The sequence below is a fragment of the Paenarthrobacter nitroguajacolicus genome (genome assembly GCF_029952445.1).
Lineage (GTDB): Bacteria > Actinomycetota > Actinomycetes > Actinomycetales > Micrococcaceae > Arthrobacter > Arthrobacter nitroguajacolicus_B.
The window spans coordinates 42,026-66,875 of sequence record NZ_JAQPPK010000015.1 but is presented as its reverse complement, the minus strand read 5'-3'; the positions used below and the strand labels follow the sequence as shown (position 1 = coordinate 66,875).

27 protein-coding genes are annotated in these 24,850 nt (G+C 62.0%); 10 read left to right on the top strand and 17 right to left on the bottom strand.

The window, feature by feature from the left end:
- Positions 1 to 75: 75 nt before the first annotated feature.
- Together PJL15_RS12735 and PJL15_RS12730 are read right to left on the bottom strand one after the other, a co-directional pair.
- Entirely contained in the window at positions 76 to 417 is a 342-nt protein-coding gene (locus tag PJL15_RS12735) for a DivIVA domain-containing protein (RefSeq protein ID WP_281451507.1), read from the bottom strand.
- An 18-nt stretch (positions 418 to 435) separates the two neighbouring features.
- Entirely contained in the window at positions 436 to 1,272 is an 837-nt protein-coding gene (locus tag PJL15_RS12730) for a TIGR00730 family Rossman fold protein (protein WP_281451506.1), read from the bottom strand.
- Positions 1,273 to 1,435: 163 nt separating this feature from the next.
- Between PJL15_RS12730 and PJL15_RS12725 the strand changes: the two genes are divergently transcribed.
- From PJL15_RS12725 to PJL15_RS12710, 4 genes are all read left to right on the top strand, one after another.
- Positions 1,436 to 2,191, top strand: coding sequence for an amino acid ABC transporter ATP-binding protein (locus PJL15_RS12725; protein ID WP_018776543.1), 756 nt, complete (start codon positions 1,436 to 1,438; stop codon positions 2,189 to 2,191).
- A 75-nt stretch (positions 2,192 to 2,266) separates the two neighbouring features.
- Positions 2,267 to 3,145 carry a glutamate ABC transporter substrate-binding protein gene (locus tag PJL15_RS12720; RefSeq protein ID WP_281451505.1) on the top strand — a complete coding sequence of 293 codons (879 nt, stop codon included), beginning with the start codon at positions 2,267 to 2,269 and terminating at the stop codon, positions 3,143 to 3,145.
- A 91-nt stretch (positions 3,146 to 3,236) separates the two neighbouring features.
- A complete protein-coding gene (locus PJL15_RS12715; RefSeq protein WP_026539962.1) occupies positions 3,237 to 3,887 on the top strand; it encodes an amino acid ABC transporter permease in 651 nt (216 codons plus the stop codon).
- Positions 3,884 to 4,777 (top strand): amino acid ABC transporter permease, encoded by an 894-nt coding sequence (locus tag PJL15_RS12710; RefSeq protein WP_281451504.1) that lies wholly within the window; start codon positions 3,884 to 3,886, stop codon positions 4,775 to 4,777. Before PJL15_RS12715 ends, PJL15_RS12710 begins: the two co-directional genes overlap by 4 nt.
- Positions 4,778 to 4,848: 71 nt before the next feature.
- Here PJL15_RS12710 and dapE read toward each other — a convergent pair whose 3' ends face one another.
- A complete protein-coding gene (gene dapE / locus PJL15_RS12705; RefSeq protein ID WP_281451503.1) occupies positions 4,849 to 5,973 on the bottom strand; it encodes a succinyl-diaminopimelate desuccinylase in 1,125 nt (374 codons plus the stop codon).
- Between the two features lie 85 nt (positions 5,974 to 6,058).
- Between dapE and dapD the strand changes: the two genes are divergently transcribed.
- Both dapD and PJL15_RS12695 read left to right on the top strand, forming a co-directional pair.
- Positions 6,059 to 7,084, top strand: a complete 1,026-nt coding sequence (gene dapD, locus PJL15_RS12700; protein ID WP_281451502.1) for a 2,3,4,5-tetrahydropyridine-2,6-dicarboxylate N-succinyltransferase — start codon at positions 6,059 to 6,061, stop codon at positions 7,082 to 7,084.
- Between the two features lie 13 nt (positions 7,085 to 7,097).
- Positions 7,098 to 7,940, top strand: coding sequence for a hypothetical protein (locus PJL15_RS12695; protein ID WP_281451501.1), 843 nt, complete (start codon positions 7,098 to 7,100; stop codon positions 7,938 to 7,940).
- 35 nt (positions 7,941 to 7,975) lie between these two features.
- On the opposite strand, the gene PJL15_RS12690 is transcribed toward PJL15_RS12695, so the two are convergent.
- The gene (locus tag PJL15_RS12690) at positions 7,976 to 8,587 is read right to left on the bottom strand and encodes a hypothetical protein (RefSeq protein WP_281451500.1); all 612 of its coding nucleotides are present in this window, start codon (positions 8,585 to 8,587) and stop codon (positions 7,976 to 7,978) included.
- Positions 8,588 to 8,684: 97 nt separating this feature from the next.
- Positions 8,685 to 9,308, bottom strand: coding sequence for a TetR/AcrR family transcriptional regulator (locus tag PJL15_RS12685; RefSeq protein ID WP_281451499.1), 624 nt, complete (start codon positions 9,306 to 9,308; stop codon positions 8,685 to 8,687).
- 80 nt (positions 9,309 to 9,388) lie between these two features.
- On the opposite strand from PJL15_RS12685, the gene galE reads away from it, so the two are divergent.
- Positions 9,389 to 10,405, top strand: coding sequence for a UDP-glucose 4-epimerase GalE (gene galE / locus PJL15_RS12680; protein WP_281451498.1), 1,017 nt, complete (start codon positions 9,389 to 9,391; stop codon positions 10,403 to 10,405).
- Positions 10,406 to 10,544: 139 nt separating this feature from the next.
- Here galE and PJL15_RS12675 read toward each other — a convergent pair whose 3' ends face one another.
- From PJL15_RS12675 to fdxA, 3 genes are all read right to left on the bottom strand, one after another.
- Positions 10,545 to 11,828, bottom strand: a complete 1,284-nt coding sequence (locus PJL15_RS12675) for a citrate synthase (RefSeq protein ID WP_024817462.1) — start codon at positions 11,826 to 11,828, stop codon at positions 10,545 to 10,547.
- A gap of 231 nt (positions 11,829 to 12,059) precedes the next feature.
- Entirely contained in the window at positions 12,060 to 13,208 is a 1,149-nt protein-coding gene (dapC, locus tag PJL15_RS12670) for a succinyldiaminopimelate transaminase (RefSeq protein ID WP_281451497.1), read from the bottom strand.
- A gap of 14 nt (positions 13,209 to 13,222) precedes the next feature.
- Positions 13,223 to 13,549 (bottom strand): ferredoxin, encoded by a 327-nt coding sequence (gene fdxA, locus PJL15_RS12665; protein ID WP_018776555.1) that lies wholly within the window; start codon positions 13,547 to 13,549, stop codon positions 13,223 to 13,225.
- Between the two features lie 134 nt (positions 13,550 to 13,683).
- Here fdxA and PJL15_RS22720 point away from each other — a divergent pair, with 134 nt between their 5' ends.
- Positions 13,684 to 13,950, top strand: a complete 267-nt coding sequence (locus PJL15_RS22720; protein ID WP_432443821.1) for a hypothetical protein — start codon at positions 13,684 to 13,686, stop codon at positions 13,948 to 13,950.
- Here PJL15_RS22720 and PJL15_RS12660 read toward each other — a convergent pair.
- Both PJL15_RS12660 and typA read right to left on the bottom strand, forming a co-directional pair.
- Positions 13,868 to 14,284 carry a hypothetical protein gene (locus PJL15_RS12660; protein WP_281451496.1) on the bottom strand — a complete coding sequence of 139 codons (417 nt, stop codon included), beginning with the start codon at positions 14,282 to 14,284 and terminating at the stop codon, positions 13,868 to 13,870. The genes PJL15_RS22720 and PJL15_RS12660 overlap by 83 nt on opposite strands.
- A 34-nt stretch (positions 14,285 to 14,318) precedes the next feature.
- Entirely contained in the window at positions 14,319 to 16,235 is a 1,917-nt protein-coding gene (gene typA / locus PJL15_RS12655) for a translational GTPase TypA (RefSeq protein WP_281451495.1), read from the bottom strand.
- A gap of 283 nt (positions 16,236 to 16,518) precedes the next feature.
- Here typA and PJL15_RS12650 point away from each other — a divergent pair, with 283 nt between their 5' ends.
- A complete protein-coding gene (locus PJL15_RS12650; protein ID WP_281451494.1) occupies positions 16,519 to 17,361 on the top strand; it encodes an SGNH/GDSL hydrolase family protein in 843 nt (280 codons plus the stop codon).
- Positions 17,362 to 17,451: 90 nt separating this feature from the next.
- On the opposite strand, the gene PJL15_RS12645 is transcribed toward PJL15_RS12650, so the two are convergent.
- The 7 genes from PJL15_RS12645 to PJL15_RS12615 form a co-directional block, all read right to left on the bottom strand.
- Positions 17,452 to 19,161, bottom strand: coding sequence for a dipeptide ABC transporter ATP-binding protein (locus PJL15_RS12645; protein ID WP_281451493.1), 1,710 nt, complete (start codon positions 19,159 to 19,161; stop codon positions 17,452 to 17,454).
- 10 nt (positions 19,162 to 19,171) lie between these two features.
- Positions 19,172 to 20,116: an ABC transporter permease gene (locus tag PJL15_RS12640; protein WP_189013448.1), complete on the bottom strand. Its 945-nt coding sequence runs from the start codon at positions 20,114 to 20,116 to the stop codon at positions 19,172 to 19,174.
- Positions 20,106 to 21,035: an ABC transporter permease gene (locus PJL15_RS12635; protein WP_281451492.1), complete on the bottom strand. Its 930-nt coding sequence runs from the start codon at positions 21,033 to 21,035 to the stop codon at positions 20,106 to 20,108. The genes PJL15_RS12640 and PJL15_RS12635 overlap by 11 nt, the downstream gene beginning before the upstream one ends.
- A 124-nt stretch (positions 21,036 to 21,159) precedes the next feature.
- Positions 21,160 to 22,842 (bottom strand): peptide ABC transporter substrate-binding protein, encoded by a 1,683-nt coding sequence (locus tag PJL15_RS12630; protein WP_281451491.1) that lies wholly within the window; start codon positions 22,840 to 22,842, stop codon positions 21,160 to 21,162.
- Positions 22,843 to 23,156: 314 nt separating this feature from the next.
- Positions 23,157 to 23,324 (bottom strand): HepT-like ribonuclease domain-containing protein, encoded by a 168-nt coding sequence (locus PJL15_RS12625; protein WP_281451490.1) that lies wholly within the window; start codon positions 23,322 to 23,324, stop codon positions 23,157 to 23,159.
- 161 nt (positions 23,325 to 23,485) lie between these two features.
- Positions 23,486 to 23,929, bottom strand: coding sequence for a helix-turn-helix domain-containing protein (locus PJL15_RS12620; RefSeq protein ID WP_281451489.1), 444 nt, complete (start codon positions 23,927 to 23,929; stop codon positions 23,486 to 23,488).
- A 56-nt stretch (positions 23,930 to 23,985) separates the two neighbouring features.
- A complete protein-coding gene (locus PJL15_RS12615; protein WP_281451488.1) occupies positions 23,986 to 24,498 on the bottom strand; it encodes a DUF1877 family protein in 513 nt (170 codons plus the stop codon).
- 108 nt (positions 24,499 to 24,606) lie between these two features.
- Here PJL15_RS12615 and PJL15_RS12610 point away from each other — a divergent pair, with 108 nt between their 5' ends.
- Positions 24,607 to 24,738, top strand: coding sequence for a hypothetical protein (locus PJL15_RS12610; protein WP_281451487.1), 132 nt, complete (start codon positions 24,607 to 24,609; stop codon positions 24,736 to 24,738).
- Positions 24,739 to 24,850: the final 112 nt, after the last annotated feature.

Below are 24,850 nucleotides of genomic sequence, written 5' to 3'. Positions count from 1 at the left end.
TTGACCCCGCGTCCGCTACGGCACGGGAGAGCCGTGCCGCGGGTCCCTCGCCGGTGCGGGCCTGCGCGGGAGCAGTCACTGTTGGGTCCGGCCGGCTTCGCTGTTCCCGGGCTTCTGCCGCGCCAGCGCACCGAGTCTCTCAATTTCCAGGTCCTTGGCCCGCAACTGTTCCTTGAGGTCATCGAGGACCTGGTCCACCTGGTCCATGCGGTAACCGCGCAAGCCCAGCGCAAAGCGCAGGGAATCGACGTCGGACGGCTGGGCCTCCGCCGGCAACAGCACAGGAGGCAGGTTGGGAACGGGGTCGTCGAGACCCGTCCCCAACGTACGCCCCCGGGCGATCCCGGCGCCGAGATACAGCGCCGCGCCGACCAGGACAATCGCGAGGAATACCAGGAAAATGCTCACAAGGTCCATCGTGCCAGAAACACTGTGCTACTCAGGGCGCTGTTCTCCCGTTGGCGTGGGAAGCGGAGCCCCGTGCAACACCCGGTGGACGGCGTCGGCCGGGTCATCCACCAACTGGATCAAGTCGAGGTCCTTTTCGGACACCATGCCCTCCGCTACCAGGGTTTCCCTGATCCACTCGATCATGGGACCCCAGAACCGAACACCCAGCAGGACGATCGGGAAGGAGGTCACCTTTCGGGTTTGCACCAGGACCATGGCTTCAAAAAGCTCGTCAAGGGTCCCAAGTCCACCCGGCAGGACCACAAAGCCCTGCGCATATTTGACGAACATGGTCTTGCGGGCAAAGAAGTACCTGAAGTTGATGCCCAGGTCCACCCATTGGTTGAGCCCCTGCTCGAAAGGCAGTTCGATTCCCAGGCCAACGGAGACCCCGTTGCCCTCAACGGCGCCCTTGTTCGCGGCCTCCATGGAACCGGGTCCGCCGCCGGTAATGACGGCAACTCCGGACTCTGCCAGTTTGCGCCCCACCTCCACGGCCATCTCGTAATACTCGGTGCCGGGCTTGGTGCGGGCAGAACCGAAAACACTGACGGCGGGGCCAAGGTCGGCCAGGGCTCCGAAGCCTTCCACGAACTCGCTTTGGATCCGCAGGACGCGCCAAGGATCGGTATGGATGAACTGCCCGGCACCACTGGTATCCAGCAGATGCTGGTCCGACATTCCCGTATCCGCCTGTTTGCGCCGCAGCTCCAGGGAGCCTTTGTGCTTGGCGGGTGCTATCTCCGAAGGCAGTGGCACGTGGGTGGTCCTGCCGTGGCCGTTGGCATCCGGGTTGGGAATTGAGTGCTGGCTGATGCTCATTGCCCAAGGCTAGCGCTTATGGACGCCGGCTCCATCGCAGCGACCCACTACTTGCATTGCAGTCTGGTATATAGCTGGGGAGCAGGTTTCTGTTCAGTCACGATCTTCAGGAAGTTGCCGTGACCGTGGTCATATTTGCTTCTTTGTTCGCTAGATTCTTCGTATGACTACTCAAGCGTCCGGCGATGCCCTCGTCTCCCTGAACGGCGTCAACAAGCACTACGGTCAATTGCACGTCCTCAAAGACATCAACCTCCAGGTTCGGAAGGGCGAAGTCGTGGTAGTTATCGGACCCTCCGGGTCCGGTAAGTCCACGCTGTGCCGTGCGATCAACCGTTTGGAAACGATCGACGACGGCGATATCGCCATCGACGGGAAGAAGCTTCCCGAAGAAGGCAAGGACCTCGCCCACCTGCGGGCCGACGTCGGAATGGTCTTCCAGTCCTTCAACCTGTTCGCCCATAAGACGATTCTTGAGAACGTCACTCTTGGGCCGATCAAGGTCAAGAAGGTTGCCAAGGGAACCGCGGACAAGGAAGCCATGGCGCTCCTTGAGCGTGTCGGCGTCGGGCACCAGGCTCCGAAGCTTCCTGCCCAGCTGTCGGGTGGACAGCAGCAGCGTGTGGCGATCGCCCGCGCCCTCGCCATGAAGCCCAAGGTGATGCTGTTCGACGAGCCGACGTCCGCGTTGGACCCCGAAATGATCAACGAAGTCCTGGACGTCATGATCCAGCTGGCCAAGGAAGGCATGACCATGATCGTGGTAACCCACGAGATGGGCTTTGCCCGCAAGGCCGCTGACCGCGTGGTGTTCATGGCCGACGGCCAGATCGTGGAGGATGCAACTCCGGAGGAGTTCTTCACCAACCCTAAGAGCGACCGCGCCAAGGACTTCCTGTCCAAGCTTTTGACCCACTAGCTCCTTACAGCCCGCACCCCCGGCCGTAGAGACCGCACCCAGGCCGTACGACGGCCAACCAATGAAAGGAATGTCATGAAGGCTTTTATTACCCGGAGGAAGACACTCCTGGTGGCAGCGTCTGCTGCTCTTGCCCTCTCGCTGAGCGCCTGTGGCGGCGGCGGAAGCTCCACCACTCCCCCTGTCGCTTCGGCGACCTTCGACGCCGGCACCACTATGGAGAAGCTGAACAAGGCGCAGAAGATCACCATCGGCACCAAGTTCGACCAGCCGCTCTTCGGCCAGAAGGGCCTTGATGGCAAGCCTGTCGGTTTCGACGTTGAAATGGGCAAGGCAATCGCCGCCAAGCTGGGTATTCCCGCTGACAAGATCGAATGGGTGGAGACTGTCTCCCAGAACCGCGAATCGTTCATCGAGCAAGGTCGCGTGGACCTGGTGATCGCTACGTACACCATCAATGACGCGCGTAAAGAAAAGGTCTCTTTCGCAGGTCCGTACTACGATGCAGGCCAGGCGCTTCTGGTGAACAAGGACGACAACTCCATCACCAAGCCTGAAGACGTCAAGGGCAAGAAGGTCTGCTCCGTGACTGGTTCCACCCCGGCCAAGACGATCGCCGAGAAGTACGGCGCCGAGGTTGTGCCTGCGGCCACCTACACCGCTTGCCTGGAGCCGCTGCGCAACAAGCAGGTAGTTGCCGTCACCACGGACAACGTCATCCTCGCAGGCTATGTGGACAAGGAACCGGACGCCTTCAAGCTTGCTTCGGACGAAACCTTTACCAAGGAGCCCTACGGCATCGGCCTGAAGAAGGACGACACAGTCTTCCGCAACTGGATCAACGACCAGCTTGAGGCCCTCCAGAAGGACGGCGATTACAAGAAGGCTTGGGAAGCCACTGCGGGCAAGGTCATCAAGACCACTCCTGAACTGCCTGCGATCAACCGCTACTAGTCGGGATCCGTTGACTGCCGCCGCCCGCCTGGCGGCGGCAGTTGACGACTCCAGGACCCAGTTCCCTGATTAGCTGCAGCCAAAGGAAGCCATGGACGCCGTCATAGCAAGCCTCCCCGAATACTGGGACGGATTTCTCCGAACCCTGTATCTCTCCGTAATTTCAGGAATCATTGCCCTCATTGTCGGCACACTCCTGGCGGCCATGAGGGTTTCCCCCGTGGCAGCACTCCGCGGCTTCAGCATGTTCTATGTTGAAGTAGCCCGTAACACCCCGTTGACCATCATTTTCTTCTTCGCAGCCATCGTTCTCCCCCGGCTGGGCGTCAAGTTCGAACAGTTCGAAGTTGCCGCCATCATTGCGCTGAGCAGTTACACGGCCGCCTTCATCGCCGAAGCCGTCCGTTCCGGTGTCAACAGCGTGCCAGTAGGTCAGGCCGAAGCTGCCCGCAGTATCGGCATGACCTTTACCCAGGTCCTGGGCTTCATTGTCCTTCCCCAGGCCGTGCGTACCGTCATCCCCCCGCTGATCAACATCCTGATCGCTCTGGTGAAGAATTCCTCGGTAGCCGGCGCGTTCTTCGTCCTGGAGCTTTTTGGTTACGGCCGCAAGCTCTCCAACGACTACGGCGACCAAGTCCTCTGGATCCTCCTCGGGGTGGCCTTCTTCTACCTCTTGATCACGGTTCCGTTGGGCCTGTTGGCGCACTTTGTTGAACGAAAGGTGGCGATTGCCCGATGACCTCGGTCCTGTACGACGTGCCCGGGCCCAAGGCCCGCCTTTACTCGCTCATCGGTTCCGCGGCAGGAATCCTGATCATCCTCGGTGTCCTGGCCATAGCCGTCACAACCCTGGCGCAGCAAGGGATTTTCGACGCCGACCGTTGGGAGATCTTCTACGGTCCTATGGCGCCGGATGTTTGGAACCTGATCGGTCAAGGCATCCTTTCCACGCTGGCAGCGGCAGCCGTCGCAGCCGTCATCGCCTTCCCACTGGGAATCGCGCTCTGTTTGCTGCGCATCTCCCTGATCGCCTGGGTCAGGATTCCTACGCAGGTGGTTCTTGAGTTCCTCCGCGGCATGCCCGTGGTCCTCATGATGTTGTTCATCCTGCTGGTGTTTGCCACAGGCCAGTTCCAGGCCGTAGTGGTGGGCCTGACCCTCTACAACGCCGCCATCTTTGCTGAAATCTTGCGCGCCGGCATCCAGTCCCTCCCCAAGGGACAGCGTGAAGCCGGCCTGGCCATAGGCTTGCGTAGCTTCCAGTCGCGGATGTCCATCGAGTTCCCCCAGGCAGTGCGGCGCATGCTTCCGTCCTTGGTGGCGCAGCTGGTGGTACTGCTCAAGGACACCTCGCTCGGCTACATCGTTGGCTATGAAGAACTCCTGCGGAAGATCCAGATCATGGCAGACTTCCTTGGCCCGGATTTCCTCTTCCCGGCATTCTTTGTAGGCGCTGCCATCTACATCCTGATCAACCTCACGGTGTCCCGGATCGCGATCATGATCGAACGCCGCGGTTCCAAGAAAGCCGCCGGCGGTGTGGCTGCACCGAGCCTCCGCACCGGCCTCATGGTGGGCGGAAACGACCCCCTTGCCAAGGATTCGGTAGAGGGTCCGGACAAGAAGTAGACCCGCAACAGAAAGAAGGTCCGCAGCCAACCCGGCTGCGGACCTTCTTTTCGTTGTGCGGAGACCCCGGACTACGGCGCCAGCCACGTCCGCAGTGCACGCAGGCACTCACGGATGGCATCGGCGTCGACGTGTTCGTTGTCTTTGTGCGCCAGCAGCGGATCGCCGGGACCGAAGTTCACCGCCGGGATTCCCAGCTCGCTGAAACGCGCGACGTCGGTCCAGCCGTATTTGGGCTTGGGCTCGGCACCCACGGCGGCCACGAAGGACGCGGCAGCAGGGTGGTTCAATCCGGGGCGCGCGCCGGCAGCGGCGTCGGTCCGGACGACGTCGAAACCCTCGAGGAGTTCACGGACGTGGGCTTCTGCTTCATCGGGTGTCTTGTCCGGGGCGAAGCGGTAGTTGATCTCCACGACGCAGCGGTCCGGGATCACGTTGCCGGCGGTCCCGCCGTTGATTTTCACGGCGTTAAGGCTTTCGCGGTAGTCGAGGCCGTCCACGTTGATGGTCCTTGGCTCGTAGGCGGCCAACCGTTCCAGGATCGGGGCGGCAGCGTGGATGGCGTTGACGCCCATCCATGCCCGTGCGGAGTGGGCGGTTTCGCCCACCGTGGTGGCCTCGAAGCGGCTGGTTCCGTTGCACCCGCCTTCGACTGTGCCGTGCGTCGGCTCAAGGAGAATCGCGAAGTCGCCCGTCAGCAGCTCCCCGTGGTTTCGTACCAGCCTGCCCAGGCCGCTCTTGACCGCTTCCACTTCCTCGTGGTCGTAAAAGACGAAGGTGACATCCTTGTCCGGCTGCCGCCCGGCGTCGAACAGTGTTGCCGCAAGCGCGAGCTGAACCGCGACGCCGCCCTTCATGTCCGTGGTGCCGCGGCCATAAAGCACGCCCTCCCCCGGTGTCCCCGATTCCCAGGTTGCCGGGACGGTACCCAACGATCCCTCAACTGTGGGCAACGGAACAGTGTCCAGATGTCCTGCGAGAATGACGCGTTCCGGGCGGCCAAGCTCCGTGCGGGCGATGATGGCGTCTCCGTCGCGGACCACCGTGTAAGAGCCGATCGCTTGCAAGGCGGCCTCAACGGCGTCGGCCAGTTCGGTCTCGTTGCCGGAGACACTGTTGAAGTCGATGATTGCGGCAGTCAGAAGGGCAACGTCCTGGCGCAGGTCAAGAAGGGCGGGAGCAGGGTTCAGGGTCACCCCTTCAGCTTAATGCCAACAAATGCGACCCCTACGGCATGAGACGGGTTTCAGCCGACCTCCGCCTGCTGGATAGACTTGGCCCATGACTGAAACTGCTTCTTCTGCTGCGCCCGCAAACGCGCCCGCCAACGATCGATCAGCTTACGGATTCGGCCTCGCCACCATAGCCACTTCGGCCTCAGGGGAAGCAACCGTTCTGGACGTCTGGTTCCCGGCACCATCGCTTGGCGTTGCTGCCGAGACCCTGCGCGACGTCGAAAACGCAGACCCCGCACTCACTGCCTTGGCCGAAGAGGGCAAGGACGCCGACCGTGGCACCGAGCAGAAGGTGGTCTTCGCACAGATCGACCTCGACGCCGCCCCGGCAGACACCGCCGACGCCTACCTGCGCCTGCACCTGCTCTCCCACCGCCTGGTCAAGCCGAACAGCATCAACCTCGACGGCGTCTTCGGCAAGCTTCCCAACGTGGTCTGGACCAACTTCGGTCCGGCTGCCGTTGACGGCTTCGAACTGACCCGCGCCCGCCTGCGCAAGCGGGGCAACGTCGTGGTCTACGGCGTGGACAAGTTCCCGCGGATGGTGGACTACGTTGTCCCCACCGGAGTGCGCATCGCCGACGCCGACCGCGTCCGCCTCGGTGCCCACCTCGCCGAAGGCACGACCGTCATGCACGAAGGCTTCGTGAACTTCAACGCCGGAACCCTCGGCACGTCCATGGTTGAGGGCCGCATCTCCGCAGGCGTCGTGGCCGGCGACGGCACGGACGTGGGCGGCGGCGCCTCGATCATGGGCACGCTCTCAGGTGGCGGCAAGGAAAAGATCTCCCTGGGAGAACGCGTACTCCTGGGTGCGAACTCCGGTGTTGGCATCAGCATCGGCGATGACTCCGTGGTGGAAGCCGGCCTCTACGTCACCGCAGGAACCCGCGTCCGCGTGCCGGGCCCCAAGGACGAGAATGGCGAAGACACCAGCCAGATCATCAAGGCCGTGGAACTCTCCGGCGTCCCCAACCTGCTGTTCCGTCGCAACTCCACCACCGGCGGCGTGGAAGTCCTTCCGCGCAAGGGCCAGACGGTGGAGCTGAACGAAGCCCTTCACGCCAACTAGCAGGAGGACATCCGTGCGCCGGTTCCGCCGCGCCATCGTTGCGGTGCTGGCCCTGGCCCTGGTAGCAGGCGCCATCTACGCGATCGTCGCTGTACTGCAGCGCTCCGAGACCCTGGTCACGGAGCGCTGCGTCGCCGTCGTCGGTTCTGAAAGTCACGAGCTCGCGACGGACCAGTCCGCGAACGCATCGCTCATCACGGCCATCTCCGTCAAGCGTGGCCTGCCGCCCAGGGCGGCAAGCATTGCGCTGGCAACCGCAATGCAGGAATCCAGGCTACGCAACATCAACTACGGTGACGACGCCGGGCCGGATTCCCGCGGGTTGTTCCAGCAAAGGCCCTCCCAGGGCTGGGGCACCGAGGCGCAGATCATGGACCCCGTCTACGCTACGAACGCTTTCTACGACGGCCTGGTGAAGATACCTGGCTACGAGACCATGGAAATCACCCAGGCCGCCCAGGCGGTCCAACGCTCAGCCTTTCCCCGCGCTTACGCCCAACATGAGCCCATGGGCCGGGCGTTCGCATCCGCATTGACAGGACACTCGGAGTCCTCGCTGAACTGCGAACTGCGCATGCCCGAAGCGGCCGGTGACCCTTCCGTCGTCGTCGATGAACTCACGACGGCGTTCGGCACCCAGGCGGCCACCGTCCAGGGCCGCTCGGTCCAGCTCGACATCACGGGAACGCAGGCATGGGCTGTGGCGCATTGGGCCGTGGCAAATGCCAAGGCCCTTTCCGTCACGCAGGTGGACGTGGCTGGCCAGACCTGGAACCGGGAAAAACGCGATGGCTGGCACGCTGCTGCTTCCCCCTCGGACACCGTCACGATCACGGTCTCGGCGCCTTCCACGTGAGTCAGGCTTCCACGTAAGTCAGGCTTCCATGTGAGTCAGGCGAGCATCTCCACCACGGGTTGGACGTAACTACGGAAGGCATCGGGCTCGGACATCAGCCGGTGGCTCATGATCATGGTGTCGGGCTCCAGGTACCAGGCACGGGGCTCGTTGAGCGGCAACTCAATAATGGTGAGATCAAAATCCCGGGAGCTGCGCCCAACTTCCAGCAGCCTGTCCTCCACCATCTCGTTGAGGAGCAGCGTCATGCCATTGGCTTCACGCTCGGCTTCAAGGTGTGCGTACTCGTCGATCCTGTCCGTGGCCCAACCCAAGGCCGAACCGAAATGGGCCTGAAGGACCCGCTGGAGGGCCGGGGAGTTACCGAAGGCCTTGAAGCTTGGCGGCGCCAGTTCAGACACCGGGTTGGGGTAGGTCTTCAGCAGGCTCTCCCACCAGGCTTCCCATTCGGTCTTGAGGGCATTGATGCCGCCTACATCCGATGTGAGATGGCTGTGGTCTGCGTGCCGGACTTTGGGATCAGCGTGGGAAAGGCTCGGTCTTCCCGCACCGTCCAGTCCAGCAACATCGCGCAAGTACAGAGCAATGAGCATCGGTCCCGAGGTGTCCATGGTGATGCGCCACCCCTGGCCGTCTGATACGTGCATCCCAAGACCTTCCGCAGCAGGATACCGACATCTCCCAGTCTATTCCTGATGGGCTGCCGTGTCCCATGCTGGTCTCAGGACGACTGTTTAAGCGGTATCAGCCCGCCGTCAGCGCCGACAACGACCTCAGGTGCGCAGTCAGGACGTCGCTGCACACCTCGGCAGTCATCCACTCGGGCTGCAGCAACGCGTGCATGCAGAGCCCGTCCATGGTGGCCAGAAGCCGCTCTGCCTCGGTGACCAGGGTTTGCTGGGCATCGATCTGCCCGGGGTTCAGGAGCAGGATCAGGCGGCCCACCACGGCCGCCACCGTCCGGTGGCTCCGCTCCGCTTCCGGCGCCAGCACGGGCTTGATGCGGGCAGCATGCCGGAAGGCCATCCAGACGCAGGCGTCAACAGCCAGTTCTTCGTCCAACGGAAGGAACTGGCCGAGCAGGTTCAGGACGGCGGCCTGGTGTTCCTGGCTGCCGGGGACTTCCTGCTCTACCGCGGTCAGTGCTGTTTCAAGCCGACCCGCGATGCGATCTACAACTGCCCCGAAAGAGAAGACCAAGAGTTCATCACTGCTGGCAAAGTAGTGGCGGACCGAGCCCACGGCCAGCCCTGCCTCATCTGCTACTTCCCTCAGGGATGCCCGTTCCAAGCCATCACTGGCGATGATCCGAAAAACAGCTTGGACAACTTCCTGGCGCCGGGCTTCGGCATCAACAATTTTGGGCACTAATTGTTTTTAGCACGAACGTGCTTCCACACGGCTCAACACTGAGCGGCGTGGCTTCGATTTCCGATAGCGTAGGGACCATGAAAATTCTTGTCACGGGTGGCACCGGCTACATCGGCTCCCACACCGTCTTGTCCCTTCAGGAAGCCGGTCACGACGTCGTCGTGCTGGATAATCTGGTGAACTCCAGCGAGGAGTCCCTGCGCCGTGTATCCGAACTCACGGGCAAGAGCGCGGCCTTCCACAAGGTAGACCTCGTGGATGAGCCCGCCGTCGAGGCCGTGTTCGACCAGCACCAGATCGATGCCGTGATCCACTTCGCGGGACTGAAGGCTGTAGGAGAGTCCGTCCAGGAGCCCCTCGCCTACTATTACAACAACATCGTGGGCACCCTGAACCTGCTCCGTGCCATGGACAAGCACAACGTGCGCTCCATCGTCTTCAGCTCGTCGGCGACCGTGTACGGGGAGCACAACCCCATCCCCTACATCGAGAAGATGGAAATCGGCGCCAACAACCCATACGGCCGCACCAAGGAACAGATCGAAGACATCCTTTCGGACCTGGGCAACGCGGACGATCGCTGGCATATCGCACTGCTGCGCTACTTCAACCCCGTTGGCGCCCACCCGTCCGGCCGCATCGGCGAGGACCCCCAAGGTATCCCCAACAACCTCGTACCGTTCATCGCACAGGTTGCAGTGGGGCGCCGCGAGAAGCTCATGGTCTTCGGTGGCGACTACGACACCCCTGACGGCACCGCACAGCGCGACTACATCCACGTGGTGGACCTGGCAGAGGGCCACGTGGCAGCCTTGAACTACATCGCCGACCGCGCCGGCGTCCGCCGTTGGAACCTTGGCTCCGGCCGCGGCTCTTCCGTCCTGGAGGTGCTGCGCTCCTTCGAGAAGGCCGTGGGCCAGCCGATTCCCTACGAGATCACAGGCCGCCGCGCCGGTGACCTCCCGGCCTTCTGGGCCGATGCTTCCTCAGCCCTCGCCGACCTCGGCTGGTCAACCACCAAGACCGTGGACCAGATGTGCGAGGACCACTGGCGCTGGCAGAAGAACAATCCATTCGGCTACAACGCTTCCTGACAACGCGGGGTCACTTATGGCCCTTTGGGGACCCCAACATGGGCCATAAGTGACCCCGCGTTGCTGGTTACGGGCCGGAACCAACGACGGCGGCCGCCTACCTCACGCGAGGTAGGCGGCCGCCGTCGTTATTGGCTTATCAGTTGGCCGGGTAGTTGCGCTCCGGCTCCCCTGTGTAGAGCTGCCGCGGGCGGCCGATCTTGGTCTGGGGATCGTTGATCATTTCGCGCCACTGGGCAATCCAGCCCGGGAGGCGGCCAATGGCGAACAGGACGGTGAACATCTTCTCCGGGAAGCCCATGGCCTTGTAGATCAGGCCGGTGTAGAAGTCGACGTTCGGGTACAGCTTGCGCTGGATGAAGTAGTCGTCCGCCAGCGCCTTCTCTTCGAGGCGCATGGCAATGTCCAGCAGTTCGTCGTTGCCGCCGAGCTTGCCAAGGACTTCGTGTGCCGTTGCCTTGATGATCTTGGCGCGGGGATCGTAGTTCTTGTAGACACGGTGTCCGAAGCCCATGAGGCGGACGCCGTCTTCCTTGTTCTTGACCTTCTCCATGTAATCCTCGGGCTTGATGCCGTCGGCCTGGATCTGGCGGAGCATCTTCAGGACGGCCTCGTTGGCGCCACCGTGGGCAGGACCAAAGAGGGCGTTGATTCCTGCGGATACCGATGCGAAGAGGTTCGCATTCGAGGAGCCCACCAGACGCACTGTGGAGGTGGAGCAGTTCTGCTCGTGGTCGGCGTGCAGGATGAGCAGCAGATCCAGCGCCTTGACGACTACCGGGTCCATTTCGTACTGCTCAGCCGGGAGGCCGAAACTCAGGCGCAGGAAGTTCTCCACCAGGTTCATGGAGTTGTCCGGGTACAGCATCGGCTGGCCGATGGACTTCTTGTGCGCGTAAGCCGCAATCACCGGCAGCTTGGCCATGAGGCGGATGGTCGAAACTTCAACGTGCTCGGCGTTGAAGGGATCCAGCGAGTCCTGGTAGAACGTGGACAGGGCCGAAACAGCTGAGGACAGCACCGGCATGGGGTGCGCGTCGCGCGGGAAGCCGCCGAAGAAACCCTTGAGTTCCTCATGCAGAAGCGTGTGGCGGCGGATTTTCTGGTCGAACTCTTCCAGCTCCGTGGGAGTGGGAAGGTTGCCGTAGATCAGCAGGTAGGAAACTTCGAGGAAGCTCGAGTGCTGCGCGAGCTGCTCGATGGGGTAACCGCGGTACCGCAGGATGCCTGCGTCGCCGTCGATGTAAGTGATGGCCGAGGTGGTGGCCGCTGTGTTCATGAAGCCGGGGTCATAGGCAACGGCGCCCGTCTGCTTCAGCAGCTTGGAAACGTCGTAGCCTTCGTTTCCTTCTACAACCTTGATGCGCGGCAGTTCGAGTTCGCCGCCGGCATGGCGCAGTGTCGCGCTGGTGGTCTCAGTCATGGAGTCCCCTTCATGAGGCCTTTGGGCCTCTATCGAACGCTTGTCAACCACCTTCTGGTGCCGCCGCCTTCGGCCCCGCTGTTGCAGGGCTCCAACGGCCGAAGTGCATTCTTGGAGAAGGCCACCATTGATAGTCAGTTAAAAAGCTACCGCCAGTAACCCTGCGGAACTAATCCGTAGCCTCCGGTTACTGGCGGAATGACGCTAATAGTGGTGCAAGTCACAGCATTGTTATGCGTTGGCGACAAGCCTCTCAACGGCGGCATCGATTCGCTCGTCGCTGCCGGTCAGGGCTACCCGGACAAATCCATTGCCGGCATCGCCATAGAAAACTCCGGGGCCCACCACAATGCCAAGGTCCGCGAACCGTGCAACGGTGTCCCAAGTAGCCTCACCGGCCGTGGACCACAGGTACAGCCCGGCCCTGGACTCGTGGATCTGGAGCCCGAACTTCTCCAGGGCAGGGACGATCCGCTCGCGGCGAGCCCTGTAGAGATCCTTCTGCGCGAGGACGTGGCCGGCATCGCCCAGAGCCACCCGCATGGCTTCCTGGACCGGGAAAGGAACAATCATGCCCGCATGCTTGCGGCTGTTGACCAGATTGGCCATGATCGCGGAATCACCAGCGACGAAAGCCGCCCGATAACCGGCAAGGTTGGACTGCTTGCTCAGCGAGTAGACGCACAGCAATCCATCTGTGGAGCCGCCGGTAACACGTGGATCCAGGATGCTCGGTACAGCTTCTCCCCCACGCTGGGCATCCCATTCGCCCCAGCCCAGTTCGGCGTAGCATTCGTCCGAAGCCACCACGGCCCCCAGTTCGCGGGCCTGGCCCACGATCCGGCGGAGCGACTCGACGTCGCGGACGCTGCCTGTCGGGTTGCCCGGGGAGTTGATCCAGACCAGACGGACCTTGGCACGGGTGGCTGGATCGAGTTCGTCCAGGTCGTCGGCAGCAACCGCCGTCGCACCTGCCAGCGTGGCACCAATGTCATAGGTGGGGTAAGCGACCGTAGGGCGGACGACGACGTCACCGGCGCTCAGTCCGAGCAGGAACGGCAGCCACGCCACAAGTTCCTTGGAACCCACGGTAGGCATGACGTCCTTGGGATCCAGTCCCGGCACGCCGCGCCTGCTGGCGAACCAGTCCACTACAGCCTGGCGCAATGCCTCCGTGCCGTGAACCGTCGGATAGCCGTGGGCATCCGCGGCGTTGGACAGCGCATCCCGGATCAGTCCGGGCGTCGGATCCACCGGCGTTCCGATGGACAGGTTCACCGCACCGCCAGGGTGTTGGGCTGCCTTGGCAACATAGGGTGCCATGGCTTCCCAAGGGTAGTCAGGCAGGTTCAGGCCGAAAGCCGGTGCCGCTGAAATCAACCTAGCTACCGCCCTTAGTGGTCTTGGTTCTGCGGGGGCAGGGCAGCGATGAAGGGGTGGTCCTTGCCCGTGTTGCCGATCTTGGCTGCACCACCCGGGGAACCGAGGTCATCGAAGAACTCGACGTTGGCCTTGTAGTAGTCGGCCCACTCTTCCGGGGTGTCATCCTCGTAGTAGATGGCCTCTACCGGGCATACGGGTTCACAGGCACCACAGTCGACACATTCGTCGGGGTGGATGTAGAGGGAACGCTCACCTTCGTAAATGCAGTCGACAGGGCACTCTTCAATACATGCCTTGTCCTTGACATCCACACACGGCTGCGCGATTACGTACGTCACGTCCCAGACCTCTCCACGGTTTGTCCCGGCAATGGCCGGGTAATACTGCCGGCATCATGCCGGGCACTCAACTTCTGAGCCTATTATCCAACAGTGCGATCACGCCAACCTAGCTCGCGTCTTAGTATGAAACGGTGAATCCCCCACACTTGCCTCCCCGACAATTCCTGCTCAACGCAACGCCGGGCACCAGGGTGGTGGTGCGCTACAGGATCGACGACGGACTCACCGACGCTTTGGGCTACCTGCTGGGCAGCGACGACGCCGTCTGCACGGTTCGGACCCGCACAGCCGACGTCGAAATTCCCCTGGCGATGGTCATCGCCGCGAAAGAGGTTCCCCCGCCACCGCCGCGGCGGCAGGCTTCGCGGCCCGGACCCGGCTTGCCGCCACCAGCATGACCAGCGTCACTGCCCCGATCCCGAAGACCCAAACGTTTCCAACGGCGTCTCCCAGCACCAGCTGCTTGGTGGGACCCGCGGCGGACAAAAGGCCGACGGCGGCATAGCCCACCACGCCTGCCACCGCCGTCGGGACGACTGAACGCGACCAGGCAGCCAGCCACAACTGCACCGACGCCAGCAGCAGCAAGGCCGCAGCAACGCCCCAGAAAACCTCGACGCCGGCCCACTGGACGGTTTGCCGGTGCAGGGCGGTTCCTGCCGCAGCGACGAAAAGAGCCGCCGGTACGGCCACGGCAATGCCGCGGACCGCACTGGCGGCTCCTCTCTTCATCAAGATGTACCTGAAGGCTTCAGAAGCCTGCGGGCTATGCCTTGGCGCGGGCGCGGTTGGCCTTGGCGCGCTCGTTGGAGTCCAGGATGACCTTGCGGATACGGATATCCTCCGGGGTCACCTCGACGCACTCGTCTTCACGGGCGAATTCGAGGGACTCTTCGAGGGTCAGGTCGCGCGGCGGCGTCAGGTTCTCGAAGGTGTCGGACGAAGCAGCACGCATGTTGGTGAGCTTCTTTTCCTTGGTGATGTTGACGTCCATGTCGTCTGCGCGGGAGTTCTCGCCGACGATCATGCCCTCGTAAACCTCGGACGTGGGCTTCACGAAGAAGGAGCCGCGTTCCTGAAGGTTGATCATGGCGAACGGGGTAACAACACCGGCGCGGTCGGCGATCATCGAACCGTTGGTGCGGTATTCGATGGGGCCGGCCCACGGCTCGTAGCCCTCGGAGATGGAAGCTGCGATACCGGCACCACGGGTGTCCGTGAGGAACTTGGTGCGGAAACCGATCAGGCCACGGGCCGGAACGATGAATTCCATGCGGCACCAGCCGGTTCCGTGGTTGGCCATGTTGGTCATGCGCCCCTTGCGGGCAGCCATGAGCTGGGTAACGGCGCCGAGGTACTCTTCGGGCACGTCGATGGTCATGTGTTCCATCGGCTCGTGGATCTTGCCGTCGATGGTCTTGGTAACAACCTGCGGCTTGCCGACGGTCAGTTCGAAGCCTTCGCGACGCATCTGCTCCACCAGGATGGCCAGGGCGAGTTCGCCACGACCCTGGACTTCCCACGCGTCAGGACGCTCGGTGGGGAGAACCTTGATGGAGACGTTACCGATCAGTTCCTTGTCCAGGCGGTCCTTCACCTGGCGGGCGGTGACCTTGGCGCCCTTGACCTTGCCGGCCAGCGGCGAGGTGTTGATACCGATGGTCATGGAGATCGCGGGATCGTCCACGGTGATCAGCGGAAGCGGCTGCGGGTTCTCGGCGTCCGTGAGGGTTTCACCGATGGTGATTTCCTCGATACCGGCTACAGCGACGATTTCACCGGGACCGGCCTCTTCGGCAGGCACGCGGGTGAGCGCCTTGGTGGCCAGCAGTTCGGTGATCTTGACGTTCTTCAATTCACCGTTGGCACGTGCCCAAGCCACGGTCTGGCCCTTGCGGAGAGTGCCGTTGTAGATGCGGAGCAGGGCGAGGCGGCCAAGGAACGGCGATGCGTCCAGGTTGGTCACGTGTGCCTGCAGCACGCCGTCCGGGTTGTACGTGGGAGCGGGGATGTGCTCGATGATGGTCTTGAAGAGGGGCTCGAGGTCCTCGTTCTCAGGGGCCGAGCCGTTGGCCGGCTGGTCCAGGGACGCGCGGCCAACCTTGGCGGCGGCGTAGACAACCGGAACTTCGAGGACCTTGTCCAGGTCCAGGTCCGGAACTTCGTCCGCGAGGTCCGAAGCGAGGCCCAGGAGCAGGTCCATGGACTCGTGGACAACCTCGTCGATGCGGGCATCGGGGCGGTCGGTCTTGTTGACCAGGAGGATAACCGGCAGGTGCGCTGCAAGGGCCTTGCGGAGCACGAAGCGGGTCTGCGGCAGGGGACCCTCGGAAGAGTCAACCAGCAGGACGACGCCGTCAACCATGGACAGGCCGCGCTCCACCTCGCCACCGAAGTCGGCGTGGCCGGGGGTGTCGATCACGTTGATGGTGATGGTCTCGCCGTTGGACGACGGGCCGTTGTAGGCAACCGTGGTGTTCTTCGCGAGGATGGTGATGCCCTTTTCGCGCTCCAGGTCACCGGAGTCCATGACGCGGTCCTCAACCTCACCGTGGGAAGCGAAGGAGTTGGTCTGCTTGAGCATGGCGTCGACCAGGGTGGTCTTACCGTGGTCAACGTGTGCGACGATCGCGACGTTGCGCAGATCGCTCCGCGACGCAGTGTTGGTGATGGTTTCAGACATGCGGTAATGACTCGATTCAGTGGTGAAGTCAGCTGTTTGTATCCGCGCGCATACCTGATCGACTTGATCGGAACACACAGCGAAAAGACCCCGGGACACAGGGCACCTGCATCCAGTCTAAACGCAGATGCATTTCTGAGCCTAAAAAGCAAGCCATTGAACGCCGGATTGTGGCGTCCATCACAACAGGTCACGTGTTCGTAAACACAAGTCAAGATGCTGGATTTTCCCGCTCCGGTGCCCGATGATTGCAGCAGAACCAGTGCCTCACGGAGACCAATCAATGCGTCAATCTTCGGCCGTGTTCCGCATGATCGCACCATTGATCGCCGTCGGCGTCCTCATGGTCGGCTGCGGACCAAGCCCAGCACCCAACAGTGCCCCCTCCCTTTCACCCATGCCCGTGCCGGCCCAGACGGCGGCCTCCGATAAGCCACTCAGGGTCGCTCCTGCACCCAGCGCCCTGACTCCCCCTGTCGGTTCCCTGTACAAAAACCCGACGAACAACCGCAACGAATTGGTGCTGGCGGACGTGCGCCACACTGCAGTGATCATCGGCGACTCCCAGGCCATGCCCGCGGGCTCCTGGCCGCAGCAAGGCGTCGCAGCCCTCGGATACAAGCTGCACGTGGCGGGTATGGGCGGTACCGGATATGTGGCCGGCAACGGCAAGACAGGCAACTACATCGACGCCCTGCAACGCGGCGATTGGGTACTTCCGTACGGAGAGCCGCCCCTGATCGTGATCGAAGGCGGCGGAAACGACGCAACGCAGCACGCGACAGACGCGCAGATCACCAGCAACGCGGACCGGCTGCTTGCCGCCCTGAAGACCCGCTACCCGGGCTCACGCCTGGCGATGATCGGCACCCTCGCCCGCGGGATCAACAACGGAGGCGGACGTCGCACGGAAGTGGATGCCCTCCTGGGCCGGATCGCAGCCAAGCATGGCGTTCCTTTCGTCAGCGCAGGCGACTGGCTGACCCGCTATGACGCCATCGGAGACCTTCAGGACGGTGTCCATCTGCGACCAGCAGGGCACGCAAAGATCGGCGTTGTCCTGGCGCAAGAGCTCACCGCGCTGGGTCTCGCCGCCCGCCCGGACAGTGCCCCGGCGGCCAAGTAGGCCAACGGCTTTAACGGCAAGAGCCGGTGGTTCCCTTTCGGGAGACCACCGGCTCTTCTGCTGTCGGATCGTCCAAAGGACGACGCCGGATCAGGCCACCGCGGGCGGCAGGAGGAGCGAACCACCGGGAATGGCGTCCAGGAGGGCCTGGGTGTACGCCTCGCGGGGGTTGTCGAAGACGCCGTCAGTGCTGCCCGTTTCCACGAGCTTGCCCTTCTCCATGACGCAGACGTGATCCGCGATCTGGCGGACTACGGCGAGGTCGTGGGTGATGAACAGGTAGGTCAGCCCGAGGTTGTCCTGAAGGTCGGCCAACAGGTTCAGCACCTGGGCCTGGACCAGGACGTCCAGTGCAGACACGGCCTCGTCACAGATGATGACTTCCGGATCCAATGCCAAGGCACGGGCGATCGCAATGCGCTGGCGCTGGCCGCCCGAGAGTTCATTCGGGTACCTCTGCATCATGGACTGCGGCAAAGCCACCTGGTCCAACAGCTCGCGGACCTTCTTTTCACGGCTGGCCGCATTACCGATCTTGTGCACCCGAAGCGGCTCTTCGATGGTCCTGAAGATGTTGTACATCGGGTCCAGGGAACCGTAGGGGTCCTGGAAGATGGGCTGAACACGGCGGCGGAACTTGAAGAGTTCCTTGCCTTTGAGCCCAGCGGTGTCCACACCGTCGAAAACGATCTGGCCCTCTGTGGGCTTTTCCAGCTGGAGAACCATCTTGGCCACGGTGGACTTACCCGAGCCGGACTCCCCCACAATTGCCGTGGTGGTCCCACGCTTCACGGTGAAACTGACGTCGTCAACTGCAGCGAAGTCGGACGCCTGACCGAGGCCCTGGCGCAACTTGTAGATTTTGCGCAGGTTCTTGATCTGGAGTATTTCATCCGTTGAGCGTTGCTTGGCAACAGCTACGGGAGCCAGCAAGTCTTCCGCTTCCACGCCCTGTTCCTTTGCCACCTGGATTCGGCGCGAAGCCAACGAAGGTGCGGACTCGACGAGGCGTCGGGTGTAGGGGTGCTGCGGGTTGCGGAGCAGTTCCAGGGAAGGCCCGGCCTCCACCACGTTGCCCTGGTACATCACGATGACTTTGTCCGCGCGTTCGGCGGCAAGGCCCAGGTCGTGGGTAATAAGCAGTACAGAAGTACCGAGCTCGGTGGTCATCTTGTCCAGGTGATCCAGGATCCTGCGCTGAACCGTGACATCCAAAGCGGACGTCGGCTCGTCGGCAATCAGGAGCTTGGGTTGGCAGCTCAGCCCGATGGCGATCAGGGCGCGCTGGCGCATACCGCCTGAGAACTCGTGCGGATATTGCTTGGCACGCCGTGCCGCATCAGGAAGACCGGCTTCGGCGAGCACGCGGGCAACGTCTTCCGGACCGTCCGGACGACCGTTTGCCTTCAGGGTTTCACGAACCTGGTAGCCGATCTTCCAGACCGGGTTCAGGTTGGACATGGGGTCCTGGGGAACCATGCCGATGTGGCTGCCACGGAGTTCGATCATGCGCTTTTCAGGCGCATGGGCGATGTCTTCGCCGTCGAGCAGAATCTGCCCACCGGAGACGCGGCCGTTGTTGGGCAACAAGCCGATGGCGGCCAGCGCCGTCGTCGACTTTCCTGAACCCGACTCACCCACGATGGCGACCGTCTCGCCCGGCATGATGGTCAAGTGGGCGTTCTTTACCGCCTTGACCTCACCGGAGCCGGTCTTGAAGGTGATGGCCAGGTCCTTGATCTCCAGGATGGGCCGTACTGGTGCAGTGGCTTCATCAATTCTGATGTTGGCAGAAGTCATGTTCGCCTCCTTAGCGCTGACGGCTCTTGGGATCAAGAGCATCGCGGACGGCGTCGCCAAGCATGATGAAGCTCAGGACGGTGATGGACAGGGCAGCTGCCGGATAGAGCAGGATTCCGGGGTTGGTGCGGATGGACGCGTTGGCCGCGGAGATGTCGTTACCCCACGACATCACGCTGCCTGGCAGCCCTACACCAAGGAACGACAATGTGGCTTCGAGGACGATGAAGACGCCCAGTTCGAGAGTTGCCAGCACGATCACCGGAGCGAGGGCGTTCGGCAGGGCGTGCTTTACCAAGGCACCGAATTTGGAGACGCCCAGCGACCGGGCGGCCGTGACGAAGTCCGCGTTGCGTACTTCAATGACCGCGCCTCTGGTGATACGCGCCATCTGAGGCCACGCCAACAGGGATATGGTCATGACCACGGTCCAGACGCTCCTGTTCTCGCGGAACAGCGGAAGCTGGGTGATAACCAGGGCACCGAGGATGATCGGCAACGCGAAGAAGATGTCACCGAGGCGGGCCAGTACGGCATCCAGCCAGCCGCCGTAGTAACCAGCCAACGCACCCAAGGTGACACCGATAATAACGACGGCGAGAACGGACAGGACGCCTACGGACAATGATGCTTGCGTGCCGTGGATGACCCGGGAGTAGACGTCGCAGCCCTGCAAGGTAAATCCAAGCGGGTGGCCCGCAGTGGGCGCGCCCTCCGAGTTGGACAGCTGGCAGTCGTTGTTGGGCTCAACACTGGTGAAGAGACCCGGGAACAGAGCCACCGTCACAAGCAGGAGGATCAGCAATGAGGAGACAATGAAGAGGGGCCGGCGGCGCAGCTTGCGCCATGCATCAGCCCAAAGGCTCAGTGGCGCCTGATCTGTCTTGACAGCGTCGGTTGCCAGAAGCGGTGTCTCCTCGACGGGAGCCACAAAGTGTTCAGTATTACTGGTCATAGCGGATCCTCGGGTCAAGCCAGGCGTACAGGAGGTCAACCAGGAGGTTGGTGATAACAAAGACCAGGACCAGGACGCTGACGATGGCTACGATGGTGGGGCCCTCGCTGCGCTGGATGGCCTGGAACAGTTTGTTTCCCACTCCCGGCACGTTGAAGATGCCCTCCGTGACGATGGCACCGCCCATGAGTCCGCCGAGGTTGGCACCCAGGTAGGTCACCACCGGAATCAACGAGTTCCTGAGAATGTGGGCAATCACAACGCGCGGACGGGAAAGTCCCTTGGCGGTGGCCGTACGGACGTAGTCCGCGTTCATGTTTTCACTGACTGACGCTCGCGTGAGGCGAAGGACGTAGGCGAAGGAGACGAGTCCCAGGACCACTGCCGGAAGAATCAGGTTGCCCCAGTCCGCATTCGCGCCCACGGTTGGTTTGGCCCAGCCGAGTTGGACGCCGAAGACGAGCTGGAAAACGAAGCCGAGAACGAACGTCGGCACGGCGATCACCAGCAGCGAAACGACGAGGACGGTGGAGTCAAACAGCTTGCCCTTCTTCAGCCCGGCGAAAACGCCGAAGGCGATGCCAAAGACGGCCTGGATGATGAGGGCTTCAATCGCCAGCATGGCAGTGACGGGGAAAGCCCTGGCCAACGCAGCTGCGATGGGCTGCTGCGTGAAGTCGACGCCAAGGTTGAAGGTGAACAGATTCTTGAGGAAGAGCCCGTACTGAACCCAGAACGGCTGGTCCAGATTGTATTGGGCGCGCAGTGCGTCGATGACGCTTTGCGGGGGCTGGCGCTCACCGAAGAGCGCGGCGATGGGATCGCCGGGAAGGGCGAAGACCATGTAATACACGAGGAGCGTGGTCCCCAGGAAAACCGGGATGACCTGGAGGAGCCTGCGGAATATGAAGCGAACCACCGGTCACCCCTCTCCATTTGTTGGGCGTTGGAATTTCATGTGTGCCTTCCTGCCAAGCAAGCAAGGGGGGCCCGGCGCGTTGGCCGGACCCCCATTGCCTTACGGCAAGTTCAGATCCTGAGGACTACTTGGCCTCAATGTCGAAGTAACGGATGCCGCCGTTCCAGCCGGTTTCGGCTGAGACGACATTGTTGCTCCAAACGATCGGGGTTGCGCGGTACCACAACGGCAGGCCGGGGAGGTCCTTGAAGAGGATTTCCTGTGCCTGGTTGAACTTCTTGTTGGCGTCCTCGGGCGTCTTGGCTGCAAGGCCTTCCTTGAGCAGCTTGTCGAACTCAGGGTTCGAGTACTTCTCGTAGTTGGACGATGCGTTGGTGGCCCATACCGGTCCCAGGAAGTTGTACAGCGACGGGTAGTCACCCTGCCAGCCGGCGCGGGTCAGACCCGGGAGGGACTGCGACTTGCGCAGGTCCAGGACTTCGGCAAACTTGGCGAACGGCTGGATTTCAGCCTGGATGCCGAGGTTGTTCTTGAAGCCGTTTGCAACGGCGTCGATCCATTCCTTGTTGCCACCATCAGTGTTGGAGGCGATGAGGAGCGGCTTGGAGCCGTCGTAGGGCTTGATCTTCTCAGCCTGTGCCCACAGATCCTTGGCCTTCTGGACGTCGAACTTCAGGACGTCGCTGCCGGGGATGGAGTCGTTGTAGCCGTCGAGCACCGGTGCAGTGAACTCGGTGGCCGGGGTACGCGTGCCGTTGAAGATGACCTTGGTGATTTCTTCACGGTTGATGGCGTGGGACAGAGCCTGGCGACGCAGCGTTCCTGCTTCACCCTGGAAGTTCGGGTTGTAGCCCGGGATGTTCAGGGTGGAGTTGTTGGCGTTCGGACGGGTTGAGTTACGATCCGGGAAGTCCGTGGTGTAGGTCTTCAGCGCGTTCGAAGGCACGACGTCGGTGACGTCGAGGTTGTCAGCCTGGAGATCCGTGTATGCGGGGCCCGGATCGGTGTAGAACTTGAAGGTCACGCCACCGTTCTTGGCTGCACGCGGGCCGCTGTAGTCAGCGTTCTTGACCAGGGAGATGGACTGGTCGTGTACCCAGGCGCCTTCCTTCTCAAACTTGTACGGGCCGTTGCCGATCGGGTTCTCGCCGAACTTCTTCGGGTCCTTCAGGGCCTCGGAGGGAAGCGGGTAGAAGGCGGAGTAGCCAAGACGGAGGGACCAGTCAGCTTCCGGCTGGGAGAGCTTGACCGTGATGGTCTGGTCGTCCTTCGCAGCGAGACCGGACATGGTCTGTGCCGTCGGCGCCGGGGTGGAGGTCTTCTTGCCGTCAGCACCCGTGGTCTCGTTGACCGCGCTGACGTCGGCGTAACCCTCGATGGACTCGAAGAAGAAGCCGTTGTTCTGGAGGTTGGTGCTCAGTGCGGCGAAGTTCCAGGAGTCAACGAAGGTCTTGGCCGTGATGGCCTCACCGTTGGTGAACTTGGCGCCGGACTTGACCTTGATGGTCCAGTTCTGCGAGTCGGTTGTCTCAATCGAATCCGCCAAGGCGTTGACCGGCTTGCCGTCGGAGTCGTAGGCGCGAAGGCCTTCGAACAGCAACTCGACGACGCGGCCACCGTACACCTCGTTGGTGTTGGCCGGCAGCAGCGGGTTCTGCGGTTCGTTGCTGTATGCGGAGATGACCTTGTTGGGGTCAGCTGCGGCTGAGCTGTTCGTGTTGCTGCCGCCGCCGCCGCCGCAACCGGTCACTGCGAGGGCGATGATCGCCGCTACGCCTAGAGCTTTGGAAGTGCGCGAGAAACGCATTCCGCCTCCTATGAGTCGGGAAGATGGTCAGGGGAAGTTTCGTGGTTTCCCCCAGGCAAGGCACAGTTTCCTACTGTGACGTTGCCTACATGTGAGTGTAAGCCTACCCACATTGTGTCCGGATGTTGGAACATGCTGGCCAAACTGTAACCGTTCCGCAACCTCCACATGCCTAAAACGGCGGGAATTTCAAGTCAAACGTTACTCGGTGGTAGCATTCGCTGTCTGACAGCAGGACAGGAAGCATACTGGGCAAAAAAGGACCCGGTTTCGTACCGACGAGGTTCGACTTGACTGGAGCTCATGAGAAGGAGCTAGATAATCGGGCTGATGTGATTCTTTATCGCTGGCAGGTCAGCTACAAGGGTGTCCCAGACCGCGTCGTAGTCCGTGCCCTCGTAGTGATGCGCGAGGCAATCCCGCATCCGTTTGATCAGCGACCACGGAACCTCGGGGTATGAGTCAGTCGTGTTGACACTCAAACGTGCGACGTTTTAGCCGATTTTGATAATCAACGATTCAGCCGCCAGCCCTGGCACATTGTCAGCATCGCCGATGTACCAGGCGCGGCCACGCATGACGAGGGCACCCGCGACGTCACACAAACGAACGATCTCCCCGAGTGCGGCTGTGTCCCCTTGATTCATAGTGTGACGGCGGTAGTCAGGATTTCGTGATCTTCATGCAATCCGCCATCGGTGACGACGTCAACTTCCACCCCAAGCAACTCACTTGCTTCCGCGGCAAACGCCGCAACAGTCAACAATCCGACCCCGGGCGATCGTGTGACCAGGAGGTCGAGGTCGCTACCTGGGCGGTCGGTGCCCCGAATGACTGAGCCGAAGACACGCGGATTGCTGAGTCCGAAGCGACCGGCCAGGTTAGCCAATTCCCGGCGGTGGGCGTCGAGGGCTTCATGCGGGAGGGGGCGGGCGGCGGCTCGCAGACGCTCAACCATCTGCGCGGATGCCCTACGCCGACCAGCTTCGTAGGCTGCAATGTTGGGCTGAGCCACGCCGGACCGGGATGCCAGCTCTGCCTGGCTGAGTCCGGCGGCTTCCCGAAGTTCCCGCACGACGTTGGTCACTCCAAAATAATATCGCGTGATATGTCCAACTGGCATGACGGAAGCCAAGTTCTCGCTCATCCGATCAGATACACCATTCCGCGCCGGCTCGTCACAAGGTTCGAGACAAAGCTCTTCGCCCGCTGCAGATAATGAACTGCATAGCTCACCTCAGATTCCTGGTCGGCGCGCGGTGCAGCGGGTAGCCGCTGCCTCAGATCGTTCTCGGAGATGCGATTCAGGTCCTGCGACACCGCCGCCATTTCCCCTGGCGTGAGAACGCGCAACCATGAGTCCCATCCGTCGTAATGCATAGTTACTTGGCCTTCAAACATGCGAAATGCCGGTCTCGCCTCCATTCCAGGTGCAAGAGGCGCGGTGCACGCCTGTAGCTGCCGCCACGCCTTATCCAGATAGAGCATGTCGCACTCAGGCACGGACTGTTTGAACGTGGCGATAGTAACCCCGTCTGCACATTCAAGGCCCCAAGCGTCGGCTAATGGATCCGACGATAGAAAACGTCTCGGATCGGCAAGCACAAGGTCGGTGACATCGTGGTCAAAGGCGTACGCGTAGTATCTGATTCCCATAGGCCAAGTGTGCTCAACAGCATGGTCGAAAGGGACAGGCCAAAAGCCGTATGTGAATAACTCTCACCGAGGCGGGCTACGGCGCATCGGCGCCACTATGCTTGGCGCATGTCTACAGATGAAGAGAAGGATCCTCCCGTACCTGCCGACGTTGAGGGCAAGATCCCCAAGAAGGTTCACGACGATCCGGAAGCTGAGAAGAAATCCGTCTCCGTCTCCGACGAATCCAACGAATCCTGAAAGACAGGACGCCACCCCAACACCGGCGGTCCAGCTGCGACAGCAAAGGCCGCAGGCCATGAAGTTTGTAAGACTCCATGACCTGCGGCCTGCTAAGGCGCCAGGGCTGACT

Excerpts from the sequence above, each read along its gene's own strand:
- PJL15_RS12640 (WP_189013448.1), bottom strand. The coding sequence starts at position 20,116 with ATGACCAGTAATACTGAACACTTTGTGGCTCCCGTCGAGGAGACACCG.
- PJL15_RS12730 (WP_281451506.1), bottom strand. The coding sequence starts at position 1,272 with ATGAGCATCAGCCAGCACTCAATTCCCAACCCGGATGCCAACGGCCAC.
- typA (WP_281451495.1), bottom strand. The coding sequence starts at position 16,235 with ATGTCTGAAACCATCACCAACACTGCGTCGCGGAGCGATCTGCGCAAC.
- galE (WP_281451498.1), top strand. The coding sequence starts at position 9,389 with ATGAAAATTCTTGTCACGGGTGGCACCGGCTACATCGGCTCCCACACC.
- PJL15_RS12690 (WP_281451500.1), bottom strand. The coding sequence starts at position 8,587 with ATGCACGTATCAGACGGCCAGGGGTGGCGCATCACCATGGACACCTCG.
- dapD (WP_281451502.1), top strand. The coding sequence starts at position 6,059 with ATGACTGAAACTGCTTCTTCTGCTGCGCCCGCAAACGCGCCCGCCAAC.
- PJL15_RS12675 (WP_024817462.1), bottom strand. The coding sequence starts at position 11,828 with ATGACTGAGACCACCAGCGCGACACTGCGCCATGCCGGCGGCGAACTC.
- PJL15_RS12725 (WP_018776543.1), top strand. The coding sequence starts at position 1,436 with ATGACTACTCAAGCGTCCGGCGATGCCCTCGTCTCCCTGAACGGCGTC.
- PJL15_RS12735 (WP_281451507.1), bottom strand. The coding sequence starts at position 417 with ATGGACCTTGTGAGCATTTTCCTGGTATTCCTCGCGATTGTCCTGGTC.
- PJL15_RS12710 (WP_281451504.1), top strand. The coding sequence starts at position 3,884 with ATGACCTCGGTCCTGTACGACGTGCCCGGGCCCAAGGCCCGCCTTTAC.
- PJL15_RS12660 (WP_281451496.1), bottom strand. The coding sequence starts at position 14,284 with ATGAAGAGAGGAGCCGCCAGTGCGGTCCGCGGCATTGCCGTGGCCGTA.
- PJL15_RS12720 (WP_281451505.1), top strand. The coding sequence starts at position 2,267 with ATGAAGGCTTTTATTACCCGGAGGAAGACACTCCTGGTGGCAGCGTCT.
- PJL15_RS12715 (WP_026539962.1), top strand. The coding sequence starts at position 3,237 with ATGGACGCCGTCATAGCAAGCCTCCCCGAATACTGGGACGGATTTCTC.
- PJL15_RS12615 (WP_281451488.1), bottom strand. The coding sequence starts at position 24,498 with ATGGGAATCAGATACTACGCGTACGCCTTTGACCACGATGTCACCGAC.
- PJL15_RS12650 (WP_281451494.1), top strand. The coding sequence starts at position 16,519 with ATGCGTCAATCTTCGGCCGTGTTCCGCATGATCGCACCATTGATCGCC.
- PJL15_RS12645 (WP_281451493.1), bottom strand. The coding sequence starts at position 19,161 with ATGACTTCTGCCAACATCAGAATTGATGAAGCCACTGCACCAGTACGG.
- PJL15_RS12610 (WP_281451487.1), top strand. The coding sequence starts at position 24,607 with ATGTCTACAGATGAAGAGAAGGATCCTCCCGTACCTGCCGACGTTGAG.
- PJL15_RS12630 (WP_281451491.1), bottom strand. The coding sequence starts at position 22,842 with ATGCGTTTCTCGCGCACTTCCAAAGCTCTAGGCGTAGCGGCGATCATC.